A 21,096-nucleotide genomic window follows, 5' to 3' on the forward strand; every position below is an offset into this window, starting at 1 on the left:
ATCGGGTGCGGGCCTCAGCCGTATGAGAGGGGCAGGACTGAAAAGGGGCTCAGTCCTCGCCGAGGTACGCCTTGCGGACCGATTCGTCGTGGAGGAGGTCCTGGCCGGATCCGGAGAGGACGATGCTGCCGACCTCCATGACGTGTCCCTGGTCGGCGAGCGAGAGTGCTGCCTGGGCGTTCTGCTCGACGAGCAGGATGGTGGTGCCCTGGGACTTGAGTTCGGAGATCGTGGCCATGATCTTCTGCATCATGATCGGCGAGAGGCCCATGGAGGGTTCGTCGAGCATGAGCAGTTTGGGCTGGGACATCAGGGCCCGGCCCATGGCGAGCATCTGCTGTTCGCCGCCGGAGAGGGTTCCCGCGGCCTGCTTCCTGCGCTCCCCGAGGATGGGGAAGAGGTCGTAGGCGCGCTGGATGTCCTTCTCGATGCCTGTCTTGTCGTTGCGCAGGAAGGCTCCGAGGCGGAGGTTGTCCTCGATCGTCATGCGGGGGAAGATGTGCCGCCCCTCGGGGGAGTGCGCGAGTCCGAGGGAGACGATCTGGTGGGCGGGGGTCTTCTTCAGTGACTTGCCCTGGAACTTGATCTGGCCGCCGACGGGCTTGAGGAGGCCGGAGAGGGTGCGCAGGGTGGTGGTCTTGCCGGCGCCGTTGGTGCCGATGAGGGTGACGACCTGGCCGGCGTCGACCTTGAAGGAGATGCCCTTGACGGCTTCGATCTTGCCGTAGGCGACCCGGAGGTCCTCGACTTCGAGCAGTGCGGTCATCGGTCGTTCTCCTTGCGGGGCGCGGCGTCCGTGGAGGCTTCGGCCTGCGCCTCGGCGGCTTCGACCTCGGCGACCTCCTCCTGGCCGGGTGCGTCTTCGAAGGGTTCGCCGAGGTAGGCGGCGATGACGCGTTCGTCGCCCTGGACGGTTGCGCTGTCGCCTTCGACGAGTTTTTCGCCCTGGACGAGGACGGCTACGCGGTCGCAGAGGTTGAAGATGAACCGCATGTCGTGCTCGATGACGAGGACGGCGATGCCCATGTCCCGGATGGCGAAGACGAGTTCTTCGGTGGCCCGGGTTTCCTGGGGGTTCATGCCGGCGGTGGGCTCGTCGAGGAGGAGCAGGCCGGGTTCGCTGGCGAGGGCGCGGGCGATTTCGAGCTTGCGCTGTTCGCCGTAGGGGAGGTTCCTCGCGAGGTGGTCGCGCTTGGCGGCGAGGCCGATGAACTCGAGGAGTTCCATGGCGCGGTCTTCGGAGGCTTTTTCGGCCTTCTTGAAGCCGGGTCCGCGCAGGAGTGCGGACCAGAGTCCTTCTTTGGTGCGGGTGTGGCGGCCGACGAGGACGTTTTCCAGGACCGTCATGTTGGCGAAGAGACGGATGTTCTGGAAGGTGCGTGCGACGCCGGCCGCGGTGACCTTGAAGGACTGCGACGGCAGGACCGTGCCCTTGTAGCGGACCTCTCCCTCGGTGGGGATGTAGAGGCCGGTGAGGCAGTTGAAGAAGGTCGTCTTGCCGGCGCCGTTGGGGCCGATGAGGCCGACGATTTCTCCGCTGTTGACCTGGAGGTCGACGTTGCGTACGGCGGTGAGGCCGCCGAAGCGCATGGTGACGCCGCGTGCGTCGAGCACGGTTTCGCCGGGGGCGGTCGCGCCGGGGGCGGCGCCCTTGGTGGTGATGTCGGTAGTCATCGTGGTCAGGCCCCTGCCTTGCTGAGGACTGTGGGAGCTTCCGCTTCCTCGTGGAATTCGAGCTGGCGGCGCCGGTTCGGGATGAGGCCTTCCGGACGGAAGCGCATCAGCAGGACGAGCGCGAGGCCGAAGGCGAGGAGCTGGTAGTCGCCGAGGAACTGGAGCTTGGCGGGGATGAGGTAGAGCAGTGCGGCGCCGACGAGGGGGCCGCTGATGGTGCCCATGCCGCCGAGGACGACCGCTGCGAGCAGGAAGGCCGAGTTGGGCGGGACGACGTGGGCGAACTGGTACTGCTCGGGGGTCACGGTGTAGGTGACGTGTGCCTGGACGGATCCGGCGAGGCCGGCGAGGGCCGCGCCGAGTGCGAAGGCGATGAGCTTGACGCGGAAGCCGTTGATGCCCATGGCGAGCGCGGCGGTCTCGTCCTCGCGGATGGCGACCCAGGCGCGGCCGATGCGGGAGTCGCCGCTGCGGCGGAAGACGATCACGACGACCAGCGTGATGAGGAGCATCAGCAGGAAGTAGTTGGCGAAGCGCGCGATGGTGAATCCGGCGATGCTGTGCTCTTGGCCGAAGTCGAACCCGAGGATGTTGAGGTTCGGGATCGAGGAGATGCCGTTGGAGCCGTTGGTGATGTCGGGTCCGCTGGTGCCGTCCATGTTGAGGACGGTGATGCGGAAGATCTCACCGAATCCGAGGGTGACGATGGCGAGGTAGTCGCCGCGCAGTCGGAGGGTCGGGGCGCCGATGAGGACGCCGAAGACCATGGCGACGGCCGCGCCGAGGAGGGCGGAGGCCCAGAACGGCAGGTGGATGTCGAAGGGTGAGGAGGGGGAGCCGGAGACCATGGCCGCGGTGTAGGCGCCGACGCCGAGGAAGGCGACGTATCCGAGGTCGAGGAGTCCGGCGAGGCCGACGACGATGTTGAGGCCGAGGGCGACGGTGGCGAAGATCAGGATGTAGACGCCGATGGTCGCGTACTGGTCGTCGGACTGGGTGAAGGGGAATGCGGCGGCGGCGACGAACGCGCCGATCATGGTGACGTTGCGGTGCTTGGAGGTGAGTGCGGACAGCCTGTTGACGAGTCCGGCCTTGGCGGCGGCGGCGAAGCCGAGGCCCGCGGTGATGAGGAAGCCGATGAACTGTTCGTCGTATTCGGTGCCGATGCCGTAGGTGAAGACGGTCAGGCCGAGGGCCAGTGCGGCGACGATGACGAGGATTTCGGCGTACGCGGGCAGCTTGTGGGCCGGGGCCTTGGTGGTGCCGGAGGCGAAGGCTGCCTTGACGACGGTGACGTCGTAGCGCCGCTGGTGGCGGAACTGCTCCCAGGCGGTGTCGTCGGGGTCGTACGGGTCGGGTGCCGGCCGCTGGAACGGCAGGGAGAGCGAGCCGACCAGGGCGGCGAGGGTGGCGACGGCCACGACCCAGCCGCCGGGTTCGAGGTTGGCGAGGCCGCCGAGCTTGCTGCTGATCGCGATGATCGTGTACCAGGCGGTGGCGAACGCTGCGAGCGCGGCGAGCTTGATGGCGCTGTCGGCGCCTGCGGGGGTGAGCCAGCGCAGGCCCTTGACGCCGTAGGAGGAGAGGCCGAAGAGGGTGGTGAGGGCGCCGCCGATGAGGACGAGGACCTGCAGGCCGCCGGGGTAGCCGTAGAAGGTGAGGTCGCCGGGGAACGCGGAGGTCCAGGTCCAGGCGAGGAAGGTGGAGATGATGGTGAGGATGCCGCCGCCGGTGGCGAGGGCGCGTCCGATGTTCGGGGGGATGCCGATGAGTCCGGCGGTGGAGCCGGCCGGCTCCTTGGCGGGCGTCTGGGGGCTGGTGGTCTGTGTGGTCATAGGTCTCACGCCCTGTCCGCGACGCGCTCGCCGAGCAGGCCCTGTGGCCTGAAGAGGAGCACGAGGATGAGGAGTACGAAGGCCCAGACGTTGGCCCAGGACTGGCCGCCGAGCTGTGACATGCCGGGGACGTCGGCGATGTAGGCGGTGGCCATGGTCTCGGCGAGGCCGAGGACGACGCCGCCGATCATGGCTCCGTAGATGTTGCCGATGCCGCCGAGGACGGCGGCGGTGAAGGCCTTGAGGCCGAGGATGAAGCCCATGCGGAAGTCGATCTGGCCGTACTTGAGGCCGTAGGCGAGGCCTCCGACGGCGGCGAACGCGGCGCCGAGGGCGAACGCGACCACGATGATGCGGTCGGTGTTGATGCCCATGAGCTTGGCGGTGTCCGGGTCCTGCGCGGTGGCCTGCATGCCGCGTCCGGTCCGGGTCTTCATGACGAAGTAGGCGAGGACGGCCATGCTGATGGGGGCCGCGACGAAGAGGAAGACATCACCGGTCTGGATGGTGACGCTGCCGATCTCGAAGGGGCCGCCTTCGATCTGCGGGAAGGTCCGCGCCGACTTGGCGTTGGGGTACCAGGCCCATACCGCCTGCTGGAGGGCCAGGGAGAGGCCGATGGCGGTGATGAGGGGGGCCAGGCGTGGTGCGGTGCGCAGGGGGCGGTAGGCGAACCGTTCCGCTCCGACTGCGACGGTGACGGCGACGAATATGGCGCCGACGAGCATGAGCGGCAGGGCGATCCACATGGTGGTGCCGTTGGGGAGTACGTACAGATAGACCGTGAGCGCGCCGAAGGCCCCGGTCATGAAGATCTCGCCGTGGGCGAAGTTGATGAGCTGGACGATGCCATAGACCATCGTGTAGCCGATGGCGACCAGCCCGTACATGGATCCCAGTAGCAGGCCGTTGACCAGCTGCTGCGGCAGTTCGTTCACCGCATGTCCTCCGAGCGTTCGGATAGTCGAGGGAAGTGACCGGATGCGAGTCCGCGCGGGGCGCTTGTGGTGCAGCGCCCCGCGCGGCTCATTGATTGGTGCGGGTGTGGATCAGCCCGTGTAGGTGCCGGACTTGACCGCCTTCCAGGTCCCGCCCTCGACGGAGTAGACGGTGAGCTGCTTGTTGGTGGCGTCGCCGTACTCGTCGAAGGCGACCTTGCCGGTCACTCCGTCGAAGGTGACACCCTGCATGGCCTCGGTGACCTTGGCGCGGGCGTCGTCCGGAAGCTTGCCGTCGTTGTCCTCGACGACCTTCTTCACGGCCTCGATGATCGCCCAGGCCGAGTCGTAGGAGTAGCCGCCGTACGCCTCGTAGGCCTCCTTGTAGCCCGCGGCCTTGTAGCTGGCGACGAACTCCTTGGCGGAGGGGAGGTCCTCGACGGGCGCGCCGACCGAGGTGGCGAGGTCGCCGGTGCCGCTGGCGCCGGCCAGCTTGATGAAGTCGGCGCTGTAGATGCCGTCACCGCCGACGAGCGGGATCTTGGCGCCCGCGGCCTTGATCTGCTTGCTGAGCGGGCCGGCCTGCGGGTACTCGCCGCCGTAGTAGACGACGTCGGCACCGGAGCTCTTCACCTGCGTGGCGACGGCGGAGAAGTCCTTGGTGTCGGGGTCGATGTGCTGCGTACCGACGACCTTGCCGCCGAGCTTCTTGAACTCGTCGGTGAAGGTGGCGGCGAGGCCGGCACCGTAGGTCTTCTTGTCGTCGATGACGTAGACGCTCTTCTTCTTGGCGTCGTTGTAGACGTACTGCGCGGCGAACGGGCCCTGGATGGCGTCCGTGGTCGCGGTGCGGAAGTACGACTTGTACGGGCGGGCCTTCTCGCCGCCGTTCCACTTCGTGCCCTGGGTCAGGGCCGGGTTGGTGTTGGCGGGGGAGACCTCGACGAGCTTGGCGTCGTCGAAGACCTTCTGCATGGACTCGGCGACCGAGGAGTTCAGCGGGCCGACGACACCGAGGACGTCCTTGTCGGCGACCAGCTTGGTGGCGTTCTGCTGGCCCGAGGAGGGCTGCGCCTGGTCGTCGAGGGCCTCGACCTTGAAGGTGACGCCTTCGACGGTCTTCTCCTTGTTGGCCGTCTTGGCGGCGAGGTCCACGGAGTTCTTGATTCCGAGGCCCAGCGCGGAGAGGTCGCCGGTCAGCGGGGCGTCGACGCCGATGACGACGGTGGTGCCACCGCCGTTCGAGTCCGAACCGCCGCCGTCCTCGTCGCGCGAGCCGCAGGCGGTGAGGGTGAGTGCTCCCGCCGCCAACGCGGCGGTGATGGCGATGAGCGAACGTTGACGCACGATCAGCAGTCCTTTCCCTGGCACGGCCCTTCCTCGTGGAACGGGCCGAGTCGAGCGCTGGGCCGAAAATAATTCGAATCCGATGGCGCGGTGACTGGCCGTGACTCTAAGCGTGTCGGGGGAACGTGGAGGAGAGTCTGACTCATGCTGTGACGCTCTTGTTATGACACGAGGTAATGCAGAGCGGTACTCAGTGGGTGGATGGGCAGAATTCCGGCCGATTCGTCCCGTCCACATAGTGAGAACCTGCAGGACGCGCCGCGGTCATTTCAGGAGCGTCCTACCGTTTTGGTGATGACCGGGAGTCGTTGCTGCAGGCTACTTGCAGGGCTCCTGAGAGGTCGTGCGCATATCGCTCACCCAGGATGAAGCTGTGGTCTTCTATTGCACGCGTATTACGCAGAGTTACGTCCAGGAAAGGCAGAGCGGCGTTTGACGGCACATTCGCGCATTCCGTGACATGCATCGTGACGACGATCTTGTGGCCGAAACCGGGCTTGGTCCGGAACGGCGGGCGTGGGACCGATGTCAGCGAGAGGGTCGCGTAGGGCTGCGAGATGCGCACGATGGTGATCGTGGGTCCGGACTGCGCGGTGACCTGCACCGCGAAGCTGAAGCTTCTGCTGGGAGCGTCTGCGGGCGGGCCCTCCGTGCCGAGGTAGGTGACGGTCACCGCCTGGGACGGGTAGGGCGCTTCGGGCGGTGGCGGATCGTGGGGCCGGGTCGCGAAGAGGTAGCCGCCGCCCGCGACGACGGCGACCGCGGTGGCGGAGGCGAGCACGACACGGCGACGCCGCGCGTACAGGCTGGTCAGACGCTCGCGCGGGGACCCGGGGAGGAGTCGCGGGGCCGGTTCGACGGTGTCCCACGCGCGCGTGCCCTCGCCCGGCTCGACCGGACCGACGCCGCTCAACTCCAGGGCCCTCCCGTCGGATCGCCGTCGCGGTACCGCTTCGCGCAGCGTTCGCGCGCGTCGCGGTCGATCAGTTCCCGCGCCGCCTGTTCGCCGGAGCGCTTCTTCTCGGCCCGGGCCGCGTCCACGACCTCCATCAGGATCTCGTACTGCCCGTTGGACAGGCCCATCGACTGATAGTCCCCGTAGGTGTCGCTGTCCAGCACCTTCCGCGACCAGTGGGCGACGATCCGGGCGCACAGGTCCTCGGGAGGCGTGGCGGGCGGTGACGACGGAGTACCGGAGGCGGCCCCCGTGCCCGCCGCCTCGCCCCGCGGGCCGGACTCGCCGCATCCGGTGGCCAGCGCGCCGGTCAGGAGCGCCAGCGCAAGCACCGGCCCCCGCCAGGGGGCCCCACCCGTTCCCATCCCATGACGCTATGCCGCCCGGTGCCCGGGATCAACGCCGCCCGCGGACAAGGGTTTTCCGGTGGGTCAGTTCGTCGCGTTGACGCGCGCCGCGTCGCTCGGATTCACATCGCGCAGCATGCACGTCAGCCGCGCGCTGCACACCCGCTTGCCGTCCTCGTCACTGATCACGATCTCGTACGTGGCCGTCGAGCGGCCCCGGTGCAGGGGCGTGGCCACTCCGGTCACCAGGCCGGAACGGGCGCCCCGGTGGTGGGTGCAGTTCAGGTCGACGCCGACGGCGATCTTGGAGCTGCCGCCGTGCAGCATGGCGCCGACCGAGCCGAGTGTCTCGGCGAGCACGGCGGAGGCGCCGCCGTGCAGGAGCCCGTACGGCTGGGTGTTGCCCTCGACCGGCATGGTGCCCACCACGCGGTCCGCGGAGGCCTCGACGACCTGGACGCCCATGCGCGTGCCGAGGTGTCCGGCGGAGAACATGGCGACCAGGTCCACGCCGAGCGCCGCGTACTCGTCGATGACCTCTTGCGGGAACTTCGCGTGGTGCTGCTCGCCCATGGGTTCTGCTCCTTCGTCGTCGATCACGCCGCCCGAGCGGCCGCGCTCGCTAAGCGAACGCTCAGTTGGCTGCCGATTGTTCCAGACGTACGACGACGGACTTGCTGGCGGGCGTGTTGCTGGTGTCGGCGGTGGCGTCCAGCGGCACCAGGACGTTCGTCTCCGGGTAGTACGCGGCCGCGCATCCGCGGGCCGTCGGGTAGTGCACGACCCGGAAGCCGGGGGCGCGCCGCTCCACGCCGTCCTTCCACTCACCGACCAGATCGGTGTACGAGCCGTCGGCGAGGCCGAGCTCGCGGGCGTCCTCGGGGTTGACGAGGACGACCCGCCGGCCGTTCTTGATGCCCCGGTAGCGGTCGTCCAGGCCGTAGATCGTGGTGTTGTACTGGTCGTGCGAGCGCAGCGTCTGCAGAAGGAGCCGGCCCTTCGGGAGCCTCGGGTACTCGACGGGCGCGGCCGTGAAGTTGGCCTTGCCGGTGGCGGTGGGGAAGCGTCGCTCGTCGCGCGGGGCGTGCGGCAGGGCGAAGCCGTTCGGGTCGGCCACGCGCGCGTTGAAGTCCTCGAAGCCCGGGATCACCCGCGCGATGCGGTCGCGGACGGTCGCGTAGTCCTTCTCGAACTCCTCCCAGGGCGTGCGGGATCCGTCGCCGAGGACGCGGCGGGCGAGGCGGGCCACGATGGCGGGCTCGGACAGCAGGTGCTCGCTCGCGGGCTCGAGGCGCCCGCGTGAGGCGTGCACCATGCCCATGGAGTCCTCGACGGTCACGAACTGCTCGCCGCTGCCCTGCAGATCGCGCTCGGTGCGGCCGAGGGTCGGCAGGATCAGGGCGCGCGCGCCCGTGACGGCGTGCGAGCGGTTGAGCTTCGTCGACACGTGCACGGTGAGGCGGGCGCGGCGCATGGCCGCCTCGGTGACCTCGGTGTCGGGCGAGGCCGACACGAAGTTGCCGCCCATCGCGAAGAAGACCTTCGCCTTGTCGTCACGCATCGCGCGGATGGCCCGTACGACGTCGTAGCCGTGTCCGCGCGGCGGGGCGAAGCCGAACTCCTTCTCCAGGGCGTCCAGGAAAGCGGGCGCGGGGCGCTCGAAGATGCCCATCGTGCGGTCGCCCTGCACGTTCGAATGACCGCGCACCGGGCACACGCCCGCGCCCGGGCGGCCGATGTTGCCGCGCAGCAGAAGGAAGTTGACGACCTCGCGGATGGTCGGCACGGAGTGCTTGTGCTGGGTGAGCCCCATCGCCCAGCAGACGATGGTGCGCTCGGAGGCGAGGACCATGCGCAGGGCCTCGTCGATCTGCTCGCGCGTGAGGCCCGTCGCGGTGAGCGTCTCGTCCCAGTCGGCGGCGCGGGCGGCCTCGGCGAACTCCTCGTAGCCGTGGGTGTGTTCGCCGACGAACCTCTCGTCGACGGCACCCTCCGTGTCGAGGATCAGCTTGTTCAGGAGGCGGAAGAGGGCCTGGTCGCCGCCGATGCGGATCTGCAGGAACAGGTCGGTGAGCGCGGCGCCCTTGAACATGCCCTGGGGGGTCTGCGGGTTCTTGAAGCGCTCCATGCCCGCCTCGGGTAGCGGGTTCACCGTAATGATCCTCGCGCCGCCCGTCTTCGCCTTCTCCAGGGCGGAGAGCATGCGCGGGTGGTTCGTGCCCGGGTTCTGCCCGGCGACGATGATCAGGTCGGCCTTGTAGAGGTCCTCCAGGAGGACGCTGCCCTTGCCGATGCCGATCGTCTCGTTGAGTGCGGAACCCGACGACTCGTGGCACATGTTGGAGCAGTCCGGCAGGTTGTTCGTGCCGAACTCGCGGGCGAACAGCTGGTACAGGAACGCCGCCTCGTTGCTCGTGCGCCCCGAGGTGTAGAACAGCGCCTCGTCGGGGGAGTCGAGGCCAGTGAGCTCCTCGGCGACGATGTCGAAGGCGCGCTCCCAGGGCACCGCCTCGTAGTGGTCGGCGCCCTCCGCGAGATACATGGGCTGGGTGAGACGGCCCTGCTGGCCCAGCCAGTAGCCGCTGCGGGTCGCGAGATCGGCGACCGTGTGCGCGGCGAAGAAGTCCGGGGTCACACGGCGCAGGGTGGCCTCCTCGGCCACCGCCTTCGCGCCGTTCTCGCAGAACTCCGCCGTGTGCCGGTGCTCCGGCTCGGGCCAGGCACAGCCGGGGCAGTCGAAGCCGTCCTTCTGATTGACCCGCAGCAGCGTCAGCGCCGTGCGCTTCACACCCATCTGCTGCTGGGCCATGCGCAGGCTGTGCCCGACCGCGGGCAGTCCGGCGGCGGCGTGCTTCGGGCCGGCGACCTGCGGCGCGTCCTGAACCGGATCACTCTGGGGCGGCTTGCCGGCCATCTCGGCCTCCTCTTCGAGCACACGTATGAGGTACGCCTTCGATCCTCCCACGTGGTGGTGACAACGATCGCGGCCCGTCCGGGGCGATGATCGTGCGCGGTGTGAAAGTTGTGACGGACCACGGCGCGAGGGCGGTCGTGGAGGGCGGGGCGGGTCCGACTGTCAGTGGGGCGTGGCAGGATCGGGGGCGTGGCAGATTCAGCATCGAAGAAGACCGAGAACACCTCCGGCGGCGGACGCCCGCGGCTGATGCTCATGGACGGGCATTCGCTGGCGTACCGAGCGTTCTTCGCGCTGCCCGCGGAGAACTTCACGACGGCGACGGGCCAGCCGACGAACGCGATCTACGGCTTCGCGTCGATGCTCGCCAACACGCTGCGCGACGAGGCGCCCACGCACTTCGCGGTGGCGTTCGACGTCTCGCGCAAGACCTGGCGCTCCGAGGAGTTCACCGAGTACAAGGCGAACAGGTCGAAGACCCCGGACGAGTTCAAGGGCCAGGTCGAGCTGATCGGCGAGCTCCTCGACGCGATGCACGCCGAGCGGTTCGCCGTGGACGGCTTCGAGGCGGACGACATCATCGCCACGCTCGCCACCCAGGCCGAGGCCGCGGGTTTCGAGGTGCTGATCGTCACCGGCGACCGCGACTCCTTCCAGCTGGTCTCCGAGCACACCACCGTGCTCTACCCCACGAAGGGCGTCTCCGAGCTGACGCGGTTCACTCCGGAGAAGGTCTTCGAGAAGTACGGCCTGACGCCCGCGCAGTACCCCGATTTCGCGGCCCTGCGCGGCGACCCGTCCGACAACCTGCCGGGCATCCCCGGGGTCGGCGAGAAGACCGCCGCGAAGTGGATCAACCAGTTCGGGTCGTTCGCGGAGCTCGTCGAGCGCGCCGACGAGGTCAAGGGCAAGGCCGGGCAGAACTTCCGCGACCACTTGGACGCGGTCAAGCTCAACCGCCGCCTCACGGAGATGGTGCGTGACGTCGAGCTGCCGAAGGCGGCCGCCGACCTGGAGCGCGCTCCTTACGACCGCACGGCGGTCGCGATGGTCCTGGACACCCTGGAGATCCGTAACCCCTCGCTGCGGGAGCGGCTGCTGGCCGTCGACCCCGGGGCGGAGGAGGCGGACGCCGGTCCGCCGGCCGCCGCGGGCGTCGCGGTGGACGGCACGGTCCTCGGCGCGGGCGAGCTGAAGCCGTGGCTCGCCGAGCACGGCACCGCGGTCCTGGGCGTCGCCACGGTCGACACCTGGGCGCTCGGCACGGGCTCGGTCGCCGAGGTCGCCCTCGCCGCGGCCGGCGGCGCCGCCGCGTGGTTCGACCCGTCCCAGCTGGACGAGGCCGACGAGAACGCGTTCGCGGCCTGGCTCGCCGACCCCGACAAGCCCAAGGTGCTGCACAACGCGAAGGCCGTGATGCGGGTCTTCGCCGAGCACGGCTGGAGCATCGAGGGCGTCTCCATGGACACCGCGCTCGCCGCCTACCTCGTCAAGCCGGGCCGCCGCTCCTTCGACCTGGACGCACTGTCCCTGGAGTACCTCGGCCGTGAGCTGGCGCCCGCCGCCACGGCCGACGGGCAGCTCGCCTTCGGCGCCGACGAGGGCGCCGAGGCCGACGCGCTGATGGTGCAGGCCCGCGCGATCCTCGACCTGGGCGAGGCCTTCACCGAGCGCCTGAAGGAGGTCGGCGCGGCCGACCTGCTGCGTGACGTGGAGCTCCCCACCTCCGTGCTCCTGGCCCGCCTGGAGCGGCACGGCATCGCGGCCGACAGGGCCCACCTGGAAGCCATGGAGCAGATGTTCGCGGGCGCCGTCCAGCAGGCGGTGAAGGAGGCGCACGCGGCCGCCGGGCACGAGTTCAACCTCGGCTCGCCCAAGCAGCTCCAGGAAGTCCTCTTCGGTGAACTGGGCCTGCCCAAGACGAAGAAGACGAAGACCGGCTACACGACGGACGCCGACGCGCTCGCCTGGCTGGCCGGCCAGACCGACAACGAACTGCCGGTCATCATGCTCCGCCACCGCGAGCAGGCGAAGCTCCGCGTCACCGTCGAGGGTCTGATCAAGACGATCGCCGCGGACGGCCGCATCCACACCACGTTCCACCAGACGGTGGCCGCGACGGGCCGCCTCTCGTCGCAGGACCCGAACCTGCAGAACATCCCGGTCCGCACCGAGGAGGGCCGCGCGATCCGCCGCGGCTTCGTCGTCGGCGAGGGCTTCGAGTCCCTCATGACCGCCGACTACAGCCAGATCGAACTGCGCGTGATGGCCCACCTCTCCGAGGACGAGGGCCTCCTGGAGGCCTTCACCTCCGGCGAGGACCTCCACACCACCGTCGCCTCCCAGGTCTTCTCCGTCGAGGGCACGGCCGTCGACGCGGAGATGCGCCGCAAGATCAAGGCGATGTCGTACGGCCTGGCGTACGGATTGTCGGCCTTCGGCCTCTCCCAGCAGCTCAACATCGACGCCGGCGAGGCCCGCGCGCTGATGGACACGTACTTCGAGCGCTTCGGCGGTGTACGGGACTATCTGCGCCGGGCGGTCGACGAGGCGCGGGCGACGGGATACACGGCGACGCTCTTCGGGCGCCGCCGCTACCTCCCCGACCTCAACAGCGACAACCGCCAGCGTCGCGAGGCGGCCGAGCGGATGGCTCTGAACGCGCCGATCCAGGGCACGGCGGCGGACATCGTCAAGATCGCCATGCTCAATGTGGACCGGGCCCTCCGCGAGGCCGACCTCAAGTCCCGCATGCTCCTCCAGGTCCACGACGAAATCGTCCTGGAGATCGCCCCGGGCGAGCGCGCCAAGACCGAAGAACTGGTCCGCCACGAGATGGCCAACGCGGTGCACCTCCGAGCGCCCCTGGACGTCTCGGTCGGCTCGGGCGCGGACTGGGAATCGGCGGCGCACTAGCTCCGCTGGGGTGCGGTATCCGGGTGCGGCCCGGTGGGGGCTGATCGCGCAGTTCCCCGCGCCCCTGGGTGGGTGGGGGTCGGTGTGGTTCGTCGGCTGCGAGTGCGATGTGGCTGGTCGCGCAGTTCCCCGCGCCCCTTACTTTTAAGGGGCGCGGGAACTGCGCGACCAGCCCCCACCGGCCCGCACCCGACGAACAACGCCCCCCGACCCCACCCAACCCCCGGAGGCCCCGTCACCCACGTGGCCCCCGACCAGAAGCCCCCAGCGGAGCGCCCCGCAAGGATGCGGGCATGGGTCCTCACATACGACACATACGGCGCGTACACGCACAGCGCGCACAGCGCATACAGCGCGCACGGTGCGTACGCCACTGCCGCACCGCCCTGGTCGCAGCCCTCGCCTCCGTGCTCCTCACCCCGGTCCCCGCCATCGCGGCAACCGCGGCCAGCCCCAGAATCCCGGCCGGCGCCACGACCAGACGCGTCCCGGCCGACACGGCCGAGTGGACGGACTGGCAGCTCCGGCAGGGCGCCCCGGGCCACCACGCCTCCTCGGCCGACCCCACCGACACCGTCACCTGCCAGGCACCCCACGCCCCCGACCTGGCCGCCCGGCTGTCCCAGGACATCCAGGCGGCCCTGTCGGGGAGGGACGGCACGGTCTCCGTGGCGGTCCACGACGACTCCGGGCTGACCTGCGAACGCGCGGGCGAGCGGCAATACGACTCGGCGAGCGTCGTCAAGGTGCTGATCATGGAGGGACTGCTCCGCCGGGCCGAGGAGCTGGGGCGCCGGCTCACGCAGTGGGAGGAGACGAACGTACGCCCCATGATCGTCAGCTCCGACAACGACTCCACCGCGCGCCTCTGGGCCGACCTGGGCCGCAGCTATCTGAGCGACTTCCTCACCCGCGTCCGTACCAGCGCCACCCTCCTGGGCCCGGGCCGCTACTGGGGCCTCACCCGCACCACGGCCACCGACCAGTTGCGTTTGCTGGCCGTACTGACGAACGCCCAGTCCTTCCTCCGCACCCGCGCCTACGGCCTGAAACTGCTCTCCGAGGTCCGCTCGGACCAGCGCTGGGGCGTCCCCGCCGGCATGCCGCAAGGGCTGACGGCACACGTCAAGAACGGCTGGCTGCCCAGAGCCACCCACGGCTGGCGCGTCCACAGCATCGGCGCCTTCACCGGCGAGGGCCGCAGCTACCGCATCGTCGTCCTGTCCCACGACAACCCGACGATGGCGTACGGCGTCCGCACCATCGAGCGCATAGCCCAGGCCGTCCACCGGGGCCTGGGCCAGGGCCGCGGCGTCGGCCGCGACCTCACCCCGGAGACCGCGATCAGCGAGGAGTCGGACGGCTCGGCTCCGTACGAGCCGCTGCCTGGCTGGGACGAACCGGAGCCGGACGCCACACCCTGACCGCCACGCCGTACAGCGCGAGGCCGACGGCGAGACCCGCCCCCGCCCCGAAGCACACGGTGGGAATCAGCTCCCAGGGCTTCGCGTCGGCCGACCAGTGGTCCCACCAGCGCGTCGCCCGCCGCACCGCGGCCACCGTCGCGCAGCCACCGATCACGGCCGCCGCGAGCCACCGGTCCCGTACGGACAGCACCGGCACCCCCACGGGCTCGGTGTCGCGCTGCCGTCGGAGGGCGACCACCACGAAGGCGGCGATCACCACCGCGGCGACCGCCGAACCGCCGTACTGCAGATACCAGTAGAGCGGCGAGCCCGCGATCTCCTGCCCGAGGACCGGAAAGACCCGCATGCCCCACCGGTCGAGATGCGTGAACGCGTCCCACACGACATGCGTCAACGAACCGACCACCGCGGACACGTACCACCACAGGGCCAGTGACGGCCGGACGCGGGCGCGCGGCGCACCGCAGCGCAGAAGAGCCCCGACGCGTCCCTGCCGGGCGCGCGGCAGCAGAGCCACCAGCGGCTCGCGCAGCACCAGCCAGGCGCCCACGAGCGCCCAGGCGACCAGGACATCGACCGTGAACACTCCGGTGAAGGAGTGCGTGAAGTCGCCGAACTCCATCGCCTCCGGCAGCACACTCGCCGCGTAATAGGTCATGTCGGGCGCGAACGAACCGGCCACGAGCAGGGCCGGAACCAGTCGGCCGCGTCCGGTCCCGTCGGTGCGCATGGCCGGCAGAACGGCCGCGGCATGGCTGAGGGTGAACGGCAACGGGGCTCCTTGCGAACGGCATTGACCGCGATCGACCGCGCGCGACGGCCTGTCGGCCCCGAACGGTCCGGGCGATCCCTTGATCGATGACGCTCAGTATGAGGTCAGCAGTTCCCGTGGGTCCCGCATGTCCCCAGGAGGCCAGGGCAGGAGAAACGGGATATGGCCAACCGGTGAAAAACGGGCACGAACGGGTGTCTGCGCAACGGAAGTTGTCGTAGGGTCGCCTGGGTCGCCGTGCTGGGGAGTGCGGCCGGACAACAGGAAACGCGCGAGGCGCGGGCGATCGTCCACGGGAGGGGTTCACGCAATGGCGGCGCAATTCGGCAGGCGAGTTGTCAAGGGGGCGGCAACCACCGCTGTGGCCGCGGTCGCGGTCGCGGCGCTGTCCGCGTCCCAGGCGCCGGGCGTGACCGACACCGCGCAGGGCAGACAGAACACCGGTTCCCAGCCCTCGTCCGACCCGGACGCCGACAACAGCGCCACCGGCAACTCGCCGTACTACACCGACCTCCCGCCGCTCAACAGCCCCACCCCGACGCCGACTACGGGCACCGGAACGCCGACCGGCACGGGCGAGGCCGAGGCCGGCATACCCGCGACCGTCCTCGACGCCTACAAGAAGGCCGAGGCGGCGCTGGGCGAGTCCAAGCCCGGCTGCAATCTGCCCTGGCAACTCCTCGCCGCCATCGGCAAGGTCGAGTCCGGCCAGGCACGCGGCGGCCGCGTCGACGCCAACGGCACCACGATCACCCCGATCCTCGGCCCGGTCCTCAACGGCAACGGCTTCGCGAACATCACCGACACCGACGGCGGCGCGTACGACGGGGACACCACCCACGACCGTGCCGTCGGCCCCATGCAGTTCATCCCCTCCACCTGGGAGTGGTCGGGCCGCGACGGCAACGGCGACGGCAAGAAGGACCCCAACAACATCTACGACGCGGCTCTCGCCGCCGGCGGCTACCTGTGCCGGTTCGGCTGGGACCTGTCGGACAAGGCCGACCTCAGGCGCGCGATCCTCAGCTACAACAACTCGACGCACTACCTGAACACGGTCCTGTCGTGGCTGGAGTACTACCGCAAGGGCACCCACGAGGTCCCGGACGGCACGGGCACGCTGCCCTCCGGCCGCAGCGACGACAACAACGGGTCGAGCTCCTCCCCGACGCCGACACCGACCCCGCCGGGCACGACCCCGCCCAGTTCCCAGCCGCCGGGCGGCGGCGGTTCCACGAGCCCCAGCCCGAAGCCGCCCACCACGACCCCGCCGCCGAGCACGCCGCCGACGACTCCCGCCACGCCCACCGACACGGTGGACCACCTGGAGGACGCGGGCACGGCCAAACTCACCGCGACCGCGGGCGACGCCTTCGCCGAGAAGATCGCCACCCGCACCGAGACCGAGGCAGGCAAGGCCGTCGCGAAGGTCCGGGTCCGGTTCACGATCGTCGGCGACACCGACTCCGTCTTCACCGGCGGCGAGAGCGTCGCGACCGTCGTCACCAACAGCTCCGGCGTGGCCACCGCGCCCGCCCTCAAGGCCGGCGAGAAGACGGGCGACTTCACGGTCCGCGCCACCGTCGTCGGCCGTGCCGTCTCCGGCCTCGACTACAAGGCGACGGTCACCGCGCGCCAGGCCGACGCACTCGCCCGCACGAGTGACACCGCGCTGACCTGCGTCGCGGGCGGCGAGTTCGCGGACCAGGTCGAGCTGAAGGCGACCTACAAGGGTGCCGCAGCGGACGGCGTCGCGGCCACCGCCACGCTCATCAAGGCGGCGGACGACGCGACCGCGAACGACAAGGGCCCCTACTTCAAGGACGCGGACGGCAAGACCGTACGGACCCTCGCGGGCCTCAAGACGGACGCGAACGGCCTGTTGAAGCTGCCGAAGCTGTACGCGGACGACACGGCCGGCACGTTCCTGCTCCGCATCAACACCACCGGCGGCGCGACGCTCACGGTCGAGCTGAAGGTGACGGCGGCGGCAGCGACCGCCTCACCGAGCCCCTCCGCCTCGTAGCCCCGTAGGCCTGCGGAACGACGGTGCCCCTCCACCCGGCCGGGTGGAGGGGCACCGTCGTTCTGTGTGTGCAACGTGTTCTCATCTCGCCCGCCCGTTGCTACGGTGCCCGACCTGACGATGTATCAGCTTCGCCGAGTCGGGAGGCCCCGCATGCGTGCCCTGATCGCCGCCGCGACCGGTCTCGCCGTCGCGCTCGCGCTCGTCCTCACCATCACTGCCATGGGTTCACCGGCGGGCGAGACGTCCCCCAAGCCGCTGCTCACCACCGTCCCCAGCCACCCGTGACACACGCCCGCACCGCACGCCCGTGACGCACACCCCCGACGCACAGGGAGGGCCGCCGAGATGCGCCGCAAGGCCAGCCTGATCCTGCTCGCCCTCGCCGTGTTCTTCGCGGCGCTGTCCCCGCTGACGCGCTGGTACGCCTTCCCGCGCCTCGCCAAGATCCCGGCCGACCAGTACCAGGACATGGTCCTGGAGGCGAAGGACGCGACCCTCCTCGACTACGGCACGATGACGGCCAAGAAGGTCGACAAGGTCACCGTCGTACAGACCCTCAAGGGCAACGTCGAGGCCTCCGAGAAGATCGAGAAGACCGCGGGCCGCGACGTCGTCGTCTGGGACGGCCTCTCCTACGTCCAGGGCCCCGACGGCAAGATGGTCTCCAAGATCCCCGAGCGCTACATCTTCGACGCGCACACCCAGGAACCCGTCCACGCCACCGGCGAGATGGTCGACGGCGACCCCGTCAAACGCGAGGGCATCGAGTTCAAGTGGCCCTTCCTCACGGAGAAGAGGGACTACGAGTACTTCGACGCACAGGCCCGCATCACCGCACCGATCCACTACAAGGGCGAGCAGGACTTCCGGGGCGTAAACGTTTACTACTTCGAGCAGACCATCCCCTGGACCAAGGTGCCCTTCCCGAAGATCATGCCGGTCGAGGGCATCACTCCGGAGTCGGTCGCCAAGACGGGCACGACCCGCTGGTACACCACGGTCCGCAAGTTCTGGGTCGAACCCACCACCGGAGCACCCGTCTACGGAGAAGAGATCCACAAGGAGGAACTGCGCGGCGGCACGCTCCTCGGGGACCGCGAAAAGGTGACCGCCTTCGCCGGGCACGTGAAGATACGCGAGGACTACATCCGCTCGACGGTCGACCTGGTCAAGTCCCAGCGGCTGCTCGTCCTGCTGATGACCTCGTACCTGCCGTGGGGCTTCCTGATCCTCGGCGCAGGCCTGCTGTCGCTCTCCCTCTACCTGGAGGCCCGCAGCCGCCGCCCCGGCGACCCCTCACCGACGGAGACCCGCGAACCGGAACCGGTCAGCGCCTGAGGCGCGCGTTCGTGTGCCGGGTCGGTTCGGCGGTGGCTGGGTCCTCGGGCCACGGATGCTTCGGATACCGGCCGCGCAGCTCCGCCCGTACGCCCCGGTAGCCGTCCCGCCAGAAGGACACCAGGTCGGCCGTCACGGCGGCCGGGCGGCCCGCGGGCGACAGCAGATGCACGACCACGGGCACCCCGGCGACGGCCGGCGACTCCCGCGCCCCGAACATCTCCTGCAACTTCACCGCCAGCACGGGCCGTTCCGGATCCGCGTAGTCCACCCGGATCCTGGACCCGCTCGGCACCTCGATGCGCTCCGGCGCCAACTCGTCGAACCGGGCCGCCTCCCCGGACGCCCACGGCAACAGCCGGCCCAACGCCTGCCCGGCGTCGATCCGCTCCAGATCGGCCCGCCGCCGAGCCCGGCCCAACTCCGGCTCCAGCCACTCGTCCACGCGCGCGTGGAGCGCGTCGTCCGACACATCGGGCCAGGGGGCACCGAGCCGGTGACGCAGGAACCCGAGCCGCTGCCGCAGCACCTCGGCGTCCCGGGACCACCGCAGCACCCCGAACCCTTCCTCCCTCAACCCCTCAAGAAGAGCCTCCCTTACGAGCCCGGGCTCGGCGTTCCGCAACGGCCGTACGGTCAACTCCACCGCGCCCAGCCGCTCGACCCGCCGCGCCACGACGTCCCCGTCGGCCCAGCGCACCTCGTCGCTCTTGCCGTACAGGGCCCCGGCCGCCTCGCGCGCGACCGCCTCGTCCACCACGGCCCCGAGCCGCACGCGCGCGTGCCCCGCACCGACGGGCCGATCGGCAACGGCGACAGCGATCCACGAGGCGTCCCGCAGCCCACTCCCGTCCCCCACCTCGGCCCGAGTACCGGACACCATGAGAAAAGAGCCCCCTTGCTTCCGGGCAACCCGCTCGGGAAAGGCGAGGGCGGCGACGAGCCCCACGGCACGGTCGTCGGTAGGGGCTTCGCCAAGGCGCGCCCCATCAGGGGCGCGGGGAACTGCGCGACCAGCCACGGACGGCCCGCATGTATCGAACAGCGCATCCCGCGGAGCGCTCGGCGCGGGCGCCGACGCGGACCGCAGTCGCCGAACTTCGGTGCGCCACCGCCCGGCATAGGCGTCACCCCCACGCCGCGCCGCCCGCAAGGCAGCGGCAAGATCATCCCCGTACTCCCGAGGCGGCTCCTCACTCAACAGGGCAACCACCTCAGCAGCGCGCTCCGCACCCACGGAGTGCCCCGCGTCCAGCAACGCCCGCCCCAGCCGCGGATGCAACCCGAGCCGAGACATCCGTACACCCCGCTCCGTCGGACGCCCGTCGGAGCCCACCGCGCCGATGGCCTCCAGAACGCCCCGAGCGGCCGCCATGGCGCCTCCCGGCGGCGGATCCAGCAGCGCCAGCCCCGACGCGTCGGGATCGCCCCAGCAGGCCGCCTGGAGGGCGAACGCCGTCAGGTCGGCCACCTTGATCTCCGGCGCCGGGAAACGCGACAGCCGCCCGTCCTCAGCCTCGGCCCAGCACCGGTACACCGCGCCCGGTGCCTCGCGCCCGGCGCGCCCCGCCCGCTGCCGGCCGGCCGCCTGCGAGGCCCGTACCGTCGCCAACGCGCTCAGCCCCCGCGCGTGATCGACCCGGGGCTCGCGCGCGAGCCCGGAGTCCACGACCACCCGCACGCCCGGAACCGTCAGCGACGACTCGGCCACCGACGTCGAGAGGACCACCCGGCGCCGCGTACCCCCGGACAGCACCGCGTCCTGCACCGCGGCCGGCGCCCGCCCGTGCACCTGAAGCACCTCGACATCACCGAGCCCGCCGAGCTGCCCGGCGACCCGCGCGATCTCCCCGACACCGGGCAGGAAGCACAGGACGTCCCCGTCGCGTTCGGAAAGCGCCCGCCGCACCACCGACGCCACGTGCGTCAGCAGCACCGGGTCCACCCGCATGCCGTGCGGCGGCCGTACGGGGCGTACGGGCGGCGCCCAGACCACCTCGACCGGGTAGGACACGCCCTCCGCCTCGACCACCGGAACCTCGCCCAGCAGCCTCGCCCACCCCTCGGCGTCGGTCGTGGCGGAGGCGGCCACCAGCCGCAGCTCGGGGCGCAGCGCGGCCTGTACGTCCAACAGGAACGCGGCCACCGTGTCGGCGTCCAGATGCCGTTCGTGGCACTCGTCGAGCACGACCACGTCGACGCCCGCCAGTTCCTGGTCCCGCTGCAGCCGTTGCAGCAGCACACCGGTCGTGACGACCTCCACGCGCGCGCGTGGCCCGACCACCCGCTCCCCGCGCACGGTGTACCCGACGCTCTCGCCGACCTTCTCGCCAAGCAGCCACGCCATCCGCCGCGCGGCCGCCCGCGCCGCGATCCGCCGCGGCTCGGCGACCACGACACGGCGCATGGGCCCGTCGCCGACCAGACCGGCGAGCACGAGCGGCACGAGGGTCGTCTTGCCGGTGCCGGGCGGCGCGACCAGCACGGCACCGCCGTGCGCGTCCAGGGCGTCGCCCAGGCCGGGCAGCGCACCGCGGACGGGCAGGAGGTCCAGAGCGTCGTAACGGATCACATGCTCAGTCTCTCCCGCAGCCTTCGGCCGGG

General features: G+C 70.4%; 16 protein-coding genes. 5 read left to right on the plus strand and 11 right to left on the minus strand.

Translation table 11 applies throughout. The features are described 5' to 3' along the window. Positions 1-49: 49 nt before the first annotated feature. The 9 genes from JEQ17_RS34525 to JEQ17_RS34565 form a co-directional block, all read right to left on the minus strand. Positions 50-766 (minus strand): ABC transporter ATP-binding protein, encoded by a 717-nt coding sequence (locus JEQ17_RS34525; protein WP_200398907.1) that lies wholly within the window; start codon positions 764-766, stop codon positions 50-52. After that, on the minus strand, positions 763-1,674 hold the full coding sequence (locus JEQ17_RS34530; RefSeq protein ID WP_200398908.1) for an ABC transporter ATP-binding protein: 912 nt from the start codon (positions 1,672-1,674) through the stop codon (positions 763-765). The genes JEQ17_RS34525 and JEQ17_RS34530 overlap by 4 nt, the downstream gene beginning before the upstream one ends. A gap of 5 nt (positions 1,675-1,679) precedes the next feature. After that, a complete protein-coding gene (locus tag JEQ17_RS34535) occupies positions 1,680-3,509 on the minus strand; it encodes a branched-chain amino acid ABC transporter permease (protein WP_200398909.1) in 1,830 nt (609 codons plus the stop codon). Between the two features lie 5 nt (positions 3,510-3,514). Continuing rightward, on the minus strand, positions 3,515-4,447 hold the full coding sequence (locus tag JEQ17_RS34540; protein WP_200398910.1) for a branched-chain amino acid ABC transporter permease: 933 nt from the start codon (positions 4,445-4,447) through the stop codon (positions 3,515-3,517). Between the two features lie 111 nt (positions 4,448-4,558). Beyond that, a complete protein-coding gene (locus JEQ17_RS34545; protein WP_200401875.1) occupies positions 4,559-5,794 on the minus strand; it encodes a branched-chain amino acid ABC transporter substrate-binding protein in 1,236 nt (411 codons plus the stop codon). A 280-nt stretch (positions 5,795-6,074) separates the two neighbouring features. Further along, entirely contained in the window at positions 6,075-6,707 is a 633-nt protein-coding gene (locus tag JEQ17_RS34550) for a Tat pathway signal sequence domain protein (protein WP_200398911.1), read from the minus strand. Then, the gene (locus tag JEQ17_RS34555; RefSeq protein WP_200398912.1) at positions 6,704-7,114 is read right to left on the minus strand and encodes a hypothetical protein; all 411 of its coding nucleotides are present in this window, start codon (positions 7,112-7,114) and stop codon (positions 6,704-6,706) included. The genes JEQ17_RS34550 and JEQ17_RS34555 overlap by 4 nt, the downstream gene beginning before the upstream one ends. Positions 7,115-7,180: 66 nt before the next feature. Continuing rightward, positions 7,181-7,669 carry a PaaI family thioesterase gene (locus JEQ17_RS34560; RefSeq protein ID WP_055615820.1) on the minus strand — a complete coding sequence of 163 codons (489 nt, stop codon included), beginning with the start codon at positions 7,667-7,669 and terminating at the stop codon, positions 7,181-7,183. A 61-nt stretch (positions 7,670-7,730) separates the two neighbouring features. Further along, positions 7,731-10,010 carry an FdhF/YdeP family oxidoreductase gene (locus JEQ17_RS34565; RefSeq protein ID WP_200401876.1) on the minus strand — a complete coding sequence of 760 codons (2,280 nt, stop codon included), beginning with the start codon at positions 10,008-10,010 and terminating at the stop codon, positions 7,731-7,733. Between the two features lie 189 nt (positions 10,011-10,199). Here JEQ17_RS34565 and polA point away from each other — a divergent pair, with 189 nt between their 5' ends. Beyond that, positions 10,200-12,926, plus strand: a complete 2,727-nt coding sequence (gene polA, locus JEQ17_RS34570) for a DNA polymerase I (protein WP_200398913.1) — start codon at positions 10,200-10,202, stop codon at positions 12,924-12,926. A gap of 293 nt (positions 12,927-13,219) precedes the next feature. After that, a complete protein-coding gene (locus JEQ17_RS34575; protein ID WP_200398914.1) occupies positions 13,220-14,350 on the plus strand; it encodes a serine hydrolase in 1,131 nt (376 codons plus the stop codon). Here JEQ17_RS34575 and JEQ17_RS34580 read toward each other — a convergent pair. Beyond that, positions 14,271-15,125: a DUF4184 family protein gene (locus tag JEQ17_RS34580; protein WP_200398915.1), complete on the minus strand. Its 855-nt coding sequence runs from the start codon at positions 15,123-15,125 to the stop codon at positions 14,271-14,273. The genes JEQ17_RS34575 and JEQ17_RS34580 overlap by 80 nt on opposite strands. Positions 15,126-15,435: 310 nt before the next feature. Between JEQ17_RS34580 and JEQ17_RS34585 the strand changes: the two genes are divergently transcribed. The 3 genes from JEQ17_RS34585 (at position 15,436) to JEQ17_RS34595 (ending at position 18,492) form a co-directional block, all read left to right on the plus strand. Further along, positions 15,436-17,151: a lytic transglycosylase domain-containing protein gene (locus JEQ17_RS34585; RefSeq protein ID WP_200398916.1), complete on the plus strand. Its 1,716-nt coding sequence runs from the start codon at positions 15,436-15,438 to the stop codon at positions 17,149-17,151. 153 nt (positions 17,152-17,304) lie between these two features. Then, positions 17,305-17,439 carry an SPW_0924 family protein gene (locus tag JEQ17_RS34590; protein WP_200398917.1) on the plus strand — a complete coding sequence of 45 codons (135 nt, stop codon included), beginning with the start codon at positions 17,305-17,307 and terminating at the stop codon, positions 17,437-17,439. A 60-nt stretch (positions 17,440-17,499) separates the two neighbouring features. Continuing rightward, positions 17,500-18,492 (plus strand): DUF3068 domain-containing protein, encoded by a 993-nt coding sequence (locus JEQ17_RS34595; RefSeq protein WP_200398918.1) that lies wholly within the window; start codon positions 17,500-17,502, stop codon positions 18,490-18,492. Here the strand turns inward: JEQ17_RS34595 and hrpB are convergent. Beyond that, positions 18,482-21,064 (minus strand): ATP-dependent helicase HrpB, encoded by a 2,583-nt coding sequence (gene hrpB / locus JEQ17_RS34600; protein WP_200398919.1) that lies wholly within the window; start codon positions 21,062-21,064, stop codon positions 18,482-18,484. The two genes, JEQ17_RS34595 and hrpB, sit on opposite strands and share 11 nt — an antisense overlap. Positions 21,065-21,096 lie beyond the last annotated feature (32 nt).

Origin of the sequence: Streptomyces liliifuscus, assembly GCF_016598615.1 — a bacterium.
Lineage (GTDB): Bacteria > Actinomycetota > Actinomycetes > Streptomycetales > Streptomycetaceae > Streptomyces > Streptomyces liliifuscus.